5 protein-coding genes and 5 pseudogenes are annotated in these 8563 nt (G+C 57.0%); 6 read left to right on the top strand and 4 right to left on the bottom strand.

Annotated features, from left to right (window positions below; all coding sequences use genetic code 11):
- Window positions 1–140 precede the first annotated feature (140 nt).
- Window positions 141–605: pseudogene (locus GGD46_RS33360) on the top strand (IS66 family transposase zinc-finger binding domain-containing protein); the annotation flags it as partial.
- A gap of 15 nt (window positions 606–620) precedes the next feature.
- Here GGD46_RS33360 and GGD46_RS33355 read toward each other — a convergent pair.
- Window positions 621–930, bottom strand: a pseudogene (locus GGD46_RS33355) (transposase); the annotation flags it as partial.
- 137 nt (window positions 931–1067) lie between these two features.
- Here GGD46_RS33355 and GGD46_RS34210 point away from each other — a divergent pair.
- From GGD46_RS34210 to GGD46_RS33345, 3 genes and pseudogenes are all read left to right on the top strand, one after another.
- Window positions 1068–1313 (top strand): annotated as a pseudogene (locus GGD46_RS34210) (hypothetical protein).
- 584 nt (window positions 1314–1897) lie between these two features.
- Window positions 1898–2839, top strand: a complete 942-nt coding sequence (locus GGD46_RS33350; protein ID WP_240535526.1) for a cupin-like domain-containing protein — start codon at window positions 1898–1900, stop codon at window positions 2837–2839.
- 103 nt (window positions 2840–2942) lie between these two features.
- A pseudogene (locus tag GGD46_RS33345) lies at window positions 2943–3728 on the top strand (IS110 family transposase); the annotation flags it as partial.
- Window positions 3729–3953: 225 nt separating this feature from the next.
- Here GGD46_RS33345 and istB read toward each other — a convergent pair.
- The 3 genes and pseudogenes from istB to GGD46_RS33330 form a co-directional block, all read right to left on the bottom strand.
- Window positions 3954–4754, bottom strand: a complete 801-nt coding sequence (istB, locus tag GGD46_RS33340; RefSeq protein ID WP_004126157.1) for an IS21-like element ISSme2 family helper ATPase IstB — start codon at window positions 4752–4754, stop codon at window positions 3954–3956.
- A pseudogene (gene istA, locus GGD46_RS33335) lies at window positions 4754–6039 on the bottom strand (IS21 family transposase). The gene istB and the pseudogene istA overlap by 1 nt, the downstream one beginning before the upstream one ends.
- Before the next feature lie 567 nt (window positions 6040–6606).
- On the bottom strand, window positions 6607–7500 hold the full coding sequence (locus GGD46_RS33330; RefSeq protein WP_004126151.1) for a MurR/RpiR family transcriptional regulator: 894 nt from the start codon (window positions 7498–7500) through the stop codon (window positions 6607–6609).
- Window positions 7501–7998: 498 nt separating this feature from the next.
- Between GGD46_RS33330 and GGD46_RS33325 the strand changes: the two genes are divergently transcribed.
- Together GGD46_RS33325 and GGD46_RS34375 are read left to right on the top strand one after the other, a co-directional pair.
- Window positions 7999–8370: a transposase gene (locus GGD46_RS33325; RefSeq protein WP_240535525.1), complete on the top strand. Its 372-nt coding sequence runs from the start codon at window positions 7999–8001 to the stop codon at window positions 8368–8370.
- The gene (locus GGD46_RS34375; protein WP_141694186.1) at window positions 8367–8489 is read left to right on the top strand and encodes a transposase; all 123 of its coding nucleotides are present in this window, start codon (window positions 8367–8369) and stop codon (window positions 8487–8489) included. The genes GGD46_RS33325 and GGD46_RS34375 overlap by 4 nt, the downstream gene beginning before the upstream one ends.
- Window positions 8490–8563 lie beyond the last annotated feature (74 nt).

The raw sequence follows: 8563 nt of genomic DNA, 5'->3' as shown, positions 1-8563 counted from the left end.
CAGCCGAAGCGTGGATCATGATCGCCCACATTCGTCTCATCACCAGACGGCTAGCAAGGTATGGATATCGTTGAACGCTTTTCGAATCCGACTCTAAGGGGGGTGCGGCCCGGAAACGGGCCGCGCCTACCCGACTGATGGCCGCGACGGAGGATGAAGTGGCGGCCCAGGCTGCTGCCGCCAGAACGTCGAGCGTGCGTTCGTTCACACGCAAACGGCCGGTGCGCAAACCCTGGCCAGAGGATGCCGAGCGCGAGCGCGTGGTGATCGATCCCCCGACCATCTGTGCTGCGGCGGCGGGCCGCGCCTGTCGAAGCTGGGCGAGGATGTCAACGAGACACTGGAGGAGATACCGCTGCCGCTTCAAAGTGATCGAGACGGTTCGGGAGAAATTTACCTGCCGCGATTGCGAGGCGATCAGCCAGGCGCCAGCACCGTTCCATGCCACGCCGCGCGGCTTCATCGGTCCGCATCTGCTGGCGACGATCGTCTTCGACAAATTTGGGATGCACAGTCCGCTGAACCGCCAGAGCACAAGGTTCAAATGTGAGGGCATAGACCTGTCGACCTCGACGTTGGCCGATCAGGTCGGATTTGGAGCGGCACCTCACGGATCACATTAAAGGAGCGTCCAAACGAGTGACAGGCTCAGGCGACTCCGCAGCGATTGGCAGAGGCACGAACGCTGGCTCGACACCATGCGCTCTGACGGCAGTGTTACGGCAGTATAAGAATGCAGTCGCGAGCCTGACGCCGCCAATCGGAAAGCTGGTTCGCTATTACGCCGTGACGACGCGCGACATCAACAACACGAACACCAGGCTCAAGGCTTTCCGCCACAATTCGAGCCTTCACATCATCCGGCGACCGCCGGTTACCGCGGCGCGGCTCAACAACCTCGTACCGACCAACAAATCCATCATCCATCATTCAGCTTCCATATGCGCCTGGAAACCTTCTCGCATTCGAACCTATGCTGCAAAAAGCAGCCGAACCGATGGGACACAGACGGGGCTTACGCTCCACCGAAGGTGGAGGTTTTATCTTGCTCACAAGAAGTCGTCGCCATGATCGGCGAGAACTTCGAATTAGTCGAGAGGTAACCGCCAACTCGGACAATATCGCCGAAGGCAAACTGGTTTATCTCCGTGGCGGCAGTGAAGATGGCAAAAGGCCTGACCGAAAATGGGATTGACGATCTTCAAGATCTCCTCGCCGACATACGGTCAGCCGAGCGTCCCGACGCCAGATGTTCAGCAAACCGCGATCGCCAAGTAAGTCGCCAACTGGTGCGAACCCAAAGCTGCTGGTGAGAAGGTCTTCCCCACGTCTCTACCTGCTTTGCAAAAGCCGCCCTGCCGTTGATGCGTTGGTTTCAGCACGCTCCATCCGGCTCAAAAGCAATGGAAACCAGCACCTATCTCGTGCGCATCGTTCCAGATCCCGACATTTGCGGTGATCGAGTTGTATGCCCGCGGTCGACAGTACGCATCCTAGGTGGTCTGCTCAGATGTATATACACCAACTACCAAGACTAATAGTTGAGCAGGTGGGCACATTCCGAATATCCTTCTATCCGGAAATTAACAGGAAAATGACAGGAATGAATGTACACCGTCTGCGGGAATAGTGATCCCATGCGGTTTACAAAGCTCAGAGAGTTCGGTGCAAACGACACCTTCCGCGACAAGTGCTCGTGAGTGTGTGAGCAAGCATACGGAAGTGGGACCCGAGTGGTTCGATAGTGCCGGGTCTACGTTTCGACCGCCGCCTGCATAAATACAAGGTCTACTTACCCGTCCAAGAGGTTAATACCGCATGCTGCTGGTTAGCCAATTCGCTACGGTCGCGATGGGAGTCGTCGCTTAACGAATTCACGCAAAATATGAGATTAAAAATGGTTGAACTTGAAACAGTAGCATCCTCATTGGCGCCGCTAGAAGACTCTGGCTGGTCATCGATTCCTACAGTGACAGAGCTATTTGACTGGGAATTTGCGACGAACTACCGAGATCCCATGCGGCCGGTTCTCCTACGTGGAGGCTGTGCAGCCTGGAGTGCCTGTCAGCGCTGGTCACCTGAGTATTTTGAGAAAGTCGCCGGGTCAATGATTGTACCCACCAAAACGCTCGACGGCAGCGAGATTAAGGTCTCTTCTTGGGAACTAGCAAAATACGCCCGGTTTGTAATGGAGTCACCGTCTTGCCACGATGGAGCCTCTTCATTGAACGCGAGAGCGGCACCCTACTGCCACGACATCCCCCTACTGGGCTTAGTGGAGAGCTTGGCGGAGGACTGTCAGCCCTTCCCGGTTAACTTTGTCAGTTCGTCTTACCGCCGGCACTGGTGGCGCTATACGCAGTTTTTCATGGGTCCGGAAGGAACCGTTACCCCCCTCCACTTCGATACGCTGCTTAGCCATAACCTATTTTTCCAAATCTTCGGTGCGAAGCAGTTCACCATTCTCCCACCCAGCCAAGCCACCCGCTGTGCACGCCGAGGTTGGCGGTGGTTTGATGTGGACCCGGAGCAACCGGACTATGTGCGCTTTCCGCAGTACAAGCGAGCGACACCCCTCGTAATCACGGTAAATCCCGGTGACATCCTTTATATGCCGCCCGGAACGCTCCATCACGTTCGCAGCTTATCGGCCTCGATTTCCTTCAACATCGATTTTCACACGAATCGCAGCGTATTAGATGCGCTAACGCAGGCAGACAAGGGCATGCCGAAAGAGGTCATTTTTTACAACGCGGTCACCGCGCTGGCGGTAATCAGCAACGTACCGGAAGCTATCACGTTTCCCCTATATCGGCCCTATCTGAGCTATGTGAGTTGACAACAGTGAGCCGCACGAGCTCGCATACGGGATTGCTAGATCAAACCTGCTGCGGTAGTGAGGTGTTGCCCGCTGAGCTGTTCCTCCGACGGTCGCTCGAACAAGCCGATTGCACCGGGCGGGGGAACTGACGGGAGTTTGGGTTCCAGATGAGACCCATGAGGCGATCCGCGATCTGGTCCGGGCTCGTGAGGCTGCAAACGACGCCCTGAAGAAATCCCGCCAGCAGTTGCAGGCTTTCCTGCTGCGTCGCGGTCATATTTATAGCGGCCGCTCGCCCTGGACACAAGTCCATCGGCGATGGTTGGCAGAGTTGTTGTTCACCCATCCCGCCCACCACATCGTTCTCGCAGAATACATTCAGACCATCGAAGACGCTGAGGTTCGGGTAGAGCGGCTGACCAAACAGGCCGCCGCGACTGTGGTCTCCTGGTCGATGGCGCCAGTCGTCGAAGCCTATCAAGCAATGCGCGGCGTCTCGCTCCTCACAGCGGTGACTTTCGTGGTTGAAATCGGCGACGTCAGGCGCTTCGAAACGGCTCCGCAGCTGATGGCGTATCTGGGGTTTGTGCCGTCCGAGAGCTCGACTGGCGAACCGGTGAAACGCAAGGGTATCACCAAGGCGGGAAGTACGCGGGCCCGCCGTGTTCTGAGGGCGCGTGGACGTATAGATTACCCGGCCCGGGTAAGTCGGGCCATTCAGGCAAGACTGGAGGGGCTGCCACAGCCGGTCCGCGAAATCGCCTGGAAAGCTCAGATCCGGCTATGCGCACGCTATCATCAACTTATCGGCGCGGGGAAGCTCAAGGCAGTAGCCACCATCGCGATCGCTCGGGAAATGGCGGCGTTCCTGTGGGCTATCGGTCAAGAGGTCGCTCCCGCGGCATAAGCGTGATCAACGCCAACCTCAATACATGAAAGGAAGCAGCTAATCAGCATTCGCATATATCTGCTGATGTATAAACTTGGGGGCAGAGCCCCGGTGGGGAATCCTCGCCAAATCCAAGTGGCAAGCGTTGAGCCCATGCCCGATCGTAGACAGAGGCAGCCCCAGACGAACCTGTCAAGCGAATCGAGGAATTGACCCCTCTGCCGAATTGAAGAACTGACCCCCTCATTTGTTTGCAGTTTCGTTGGTTTCAAGCGCCGCTCCGGCCTTCTGCAGAAGGCCGGAGCGGCGCTTTTCGCGAAGTCGGTAGCTATCGCCCCGAATGGTGATCACTGTCGAGTGGTGAAGCAGGCGATCCAATATTGCCGTGGCAACGACGGGATCCCCAAAAACACTTCCCCATTCGCCCACAGAGCGATTTGAAGTGATCAGGATTGAGCCCTTTTCGTAGCGCCGAGACACCAGTTGGAAGAACAGGTGGGCGGCATTGGCCTCGAAGGGCAGGTACCCCAGCTCGTCAATGATCAACAATTTCGGTCGCGACAGAATCGTCAACTGTTTGTCGAGCGAGCCGTCGCTGTGAGCCTTCGCCAGCATCGCCACCAAGGTAGCCGCCGTGACGAACTGGACGTTGTAATTTTGACGGATCGCCTCGCGGCCGAGGCTCACCGCCAAATGCGTCTTGCCTGTACCTGGCGGTCCAAGGAACAGAACAGTGTCACCGTGGGCGATCCAGCGGCAGGTCGCTAGTTCCCTGATCTGCCCCTGATCCAGCGAGGGCTGCGCCTCGAAGTCGAAGCCGTCCAGTTCGCGCACGAACGGGAATTGCGCCAGCTTGCTCGACATTGATATCCGCCGCTCGTCGCGCCGGGCGATCTCGCGCGATACCAGGAAGGCGAGAGCCTCCCGCAATGTCATCTTCGACCGCGCTGCCTCGTCCAGCAACGTATCGAGCTGGTCGCGGATCGCCGTCAGCTTCAGCCGGTCGAGCGTTGCGATCAGCACGTCATGATCCACAGTCGTCATCACCAGCCTCCTCCAACCACTGCTTCATATTCCGCAAGCGGCCGCAGCAAGGCAGCGGGCGCGGCCTCGATGGCCTCCTTACGAACCGGCCCGTCGAAGCCGGTAACGCCAACAAAGTGCGCCCGGTCCACAATTCGTTGTCGTCGCCCCCGGCACTGGGGATGGTTAGCGATGACCTGGCCGGCATGACGGATAATCACGCGGCCGGCCAACACTACGACCTGAACGCTTTCACCGATCAGGTGCCAAGGGACCGAGTAGCTGTTGGTATCGAGGTCGATCGCGCAATCGGCTTGAACCTTGCGAACCAGATCCCGCAATTGTCCGAAGGGTGCCCGTCCGGCCAGCGGACGTAGCGCCTTGGCTTCGTCGGCAAAACGTTCCGCCGGTTTGACACCGGTGGTGCCGTGTTCACGCTGGTCGGCAACTTCGCGTGTCCATCGATCCAGGTGCGCTTCGAACTCGGCCCAGCTCTCGAAGCGTCGCCCGGCGATCGCGTTCTTCTTGATGTAGCCGACCCCGCGCTCGTCTTTGCCTTTCGTTCTCGCCCGATACGGTGCACAGGCCCGCGGCGTGAAGCCCCAATAACGGGCAAAAGTATGCAGTCGCGCGTTGAAGCTTACCTCTCGCGTCACCGCATCATGATGCTCGACCAGGGCTTTCGCATTGTCGATCAGCACTTCCGCCGGAATCCAACAAACCGCAGAAAGGCGCCTTCCATCCCCTCGAACCAGTCCGCCTGCCGCTCCCTCAGTGACGCGCGAGCGTGCATCCGTCGCGAATAGCCCAACGTCGCCACGAACAGATGAACCCGAGCCCGCTCGCCGCCGATCCATACCTTCGTATCACCGAAGTCGATCTGCATCTGATGGCCTGGCGCCGTCTCAAAGCGGACTGTCGCCCGCTTCTGTGCTTTTAGCTCTCGCCGCCACTGCCGAACTCGAAGCTCAACTGAACGCAGACCGATGGTGATTCCATGCTCGCTCGCCAACTCCTGGCGGATTACATCCGCATTGCCGTCGTGCCGGAAAAAACGCTCGCGAAGCCAATCATCAAGCCCGTCGAACCCCGTGCGCCGAACAGGCTGTTTGAACGGTGCAACTCCGCCTTCTCGAAGATAACGCCGGACCGTATTGCGGGCGCATCCGAACTCCTTCGATAGACGTTTGGCGCCCCAACCGAGCTCGTGCAGCCGCAACATCGCCACCACCTCATCAGCCTGAAGCATATCCCCGTCCTGCATCGTTCGCGACAATGCAGGATGCGATAAAATCGTGCTCGTCATCCATCATTCCTCGTTTTGACACGAGGGGTCAGTTCTTCGGTTCGTCAGGGGGTCAGTTTTTCATTTCGCCCGACAGAACCTACGGAAATGCGGTAAACAACCCGCGCACAAGAGTATGCCAACCGTCGTCGAAAGCCCTGCCTCCAACTTTGTATATCAGCTTCATCTACACGGCTTCATCACTGCTGATGGAAGGGACACAGTCATGCCTAGACCACTTGACAACGAACATAAGAGGATTTGAAGACTCGGTTTGATAGCCAGTTATCGCACGTGAGCTCTGATGTTCATTGTAAAGGTAAATCGTGCAACCTTCGGCCTTCCTTATTATGGGCCTGGTATTTGGAGCGGCTGCGCAGGGCGGGAGACAGAGCTTTAGACAGTTGAGCAGCCAGCGACGCGAGCCAGATGGTGGCTCAGCTAGGTCCGCATGTGCGCTATCAAGGGCGCTGATCGATCCTGTCCTCCGGCCAATCGATAGGGGAAACAAACGCAACTCAGCCTCGATGCGATAGAGTTCAGCGACCTGCTAGGCGGAAACGAGCGGTTCAAATTTCTGGCTCTTCTTTAGTCATGAGAGTTCTTGCCGACGCCGCTCTTCAGAGCATAAGTTTCGAATTCCATAAGTTGTTCTTCATGGTCAGCCAGAGCTCGAAGAGCGAAGCTCCCGCGTCTCGCGGCGACCAGTTCCATGAGACATTCTACTGCGGCCAATGCGGGAGTCATCGTGTGAATAAATGAAGGAACTTCGGTGCGAACGCGGATTACCGCTTGAGAAATCTTGGCGATTGGAGACAGTTCGCTGTCCGTCAAAGCGACGAGTTTTGCACCACGGGATACGGCAAACTCGGCTGCCTGTACTGTGAAGCGAGTGTAAGGGTTGACTGTGACCGCTAGCAAAATGTCTTCTGGGCCGACAGACCGAAGCGCATCATCGGAGGCACCGCCCATCCCATCGATCAATGTTGTAGGAGAGCCAAGCAATGATCCAACATGGTGCATTAGATAGGCGATGGGAAAGCTTGAACGGCGGCCGACGCAAAAAATTTGTTTCGCCTCCGCTATTAGGTCGGCTGCTGCCGCCAACGCGGCAATCGCGGGCGGCTGCGCGAACCTGCTTAGATGACCCTGCAAAGCATTCACTGTATCGCATATGAGGACGCCATCGCCCCCGATCTCCGCTCGTGCCAATAACTCCTCTCCACTCCCACCGAAGCTTTCCGGCCGTTCCCTGACCCTATCGGCGAATACCTCCTTTAATTTGTCGAAACCGTCGAAGCCAAGGCGTTTTGCAAGTCTCGTTAATGTTGCCGGAGGCACTCGTGCTCGGCGTGCCTGCTCCCTCATTGACAGCAGTGCGACCTCTGTCGGATGGTCAACCAACCAACGCGCAGCGACCTTCATTTGCCGAGGAAATCGCTCATAGTTGTTCTTTATGAGACTTGTGGTGGGACAATCCATTCTTACTTCCTGAAGTCTATTAGGCAAATGCTTAAGCGACAAAGGCTTTTCCTTGGTCTATGGATTAAGGTCGCCGTCTTCGTTGACAAACGTGACCATTCCGCGATGCCTCAAACAGCCCGTGTTGCCTACGGCATCCACGTGCTTAAGCGTTCCCCGGGACCTGGTTTGATTGAAACTTTCTTGAAGATCAGGCGATGTCAACCCAAGCGCACCAACATCGTCAGGAGAATCAGGACGGCGCCGAACATGAAATTACTCGATGTGCGGCACGCTGTCTTCTACTTCTCATCATCATAATCTCGTCCTTGACGTTAAGATCGGCAGTCCATTGCTTCGCAATAGGAAGCAAGCAAAAGATGTGCCAACTCCGCAGAATTAGCCAACGAAGGGGTTATCTCCACTGTTCGTAAGCGGACAGGCCATCCCACGTAGCATGGAGACGCGAAATCGCTCATTTTCAGCATGAATCATGCTGGGAATCCTATGAGTGAAGATATGAATCATGATCGTACGTTCGAAATTCTGACGGCGGAGCCGGTGCGAACGCGGCGGAAACCGAAGTCGTGGTCAGATGAGGCGAAAGCTCTGATCCTGGAGCAAGCGTTGGCTCCGGGCGCAAATGTCTCTGCGGTCGCGCGTGCCCATGGAATGGACCCATCGCAGCTCTTTGGATGGCGGCGCGTAGCCCTTGCATCTGGTTCGGTTCAGCGGTTGAGAGCAACCGAAAACGATGAGGCCTTTACTCGTTTCGAGGCGGTGCGGACGGACACTGTCGAGATCCAGGTGGGCGACACGACACTTCGCGTCAGCGCTTCGATCGATCCGGCGCTGCTGAGCGGCATCGTCAGGGCGGTACGGCAAGCATGATCGCTTCGGGTGTCGTGGTCTATGTGTCGTGCCAACCGGTCGACTTCCGCAAAGGCGCGGCCTCGCTGATGGCCCTGGTGCGCGATGGCGGCCTCGACCCCTTTTTATGCATCGGGTGAGATTTTGTGGCGGAGCCGTCATGGCGCCAGCCGGGGACTGCCAAATCTGGCATCTTCCGCCACATAATGTTTTA

The organism is Martinezella lusitana (assembly GCF_014207095.1).
Classification (GTDB): domain Bacteria; phylum Pseudomonadota; class Alphaproteobacteria; order Rhizobiales; family Rhizobiaceae; genus Rhizobium; species Rhizobium lusitanum_B.
The sequence above is the reverse complement of the archived record's forward strand: the minus strand, read 5'-3'. Positions and strand labels throughout refer to the sequence as shown.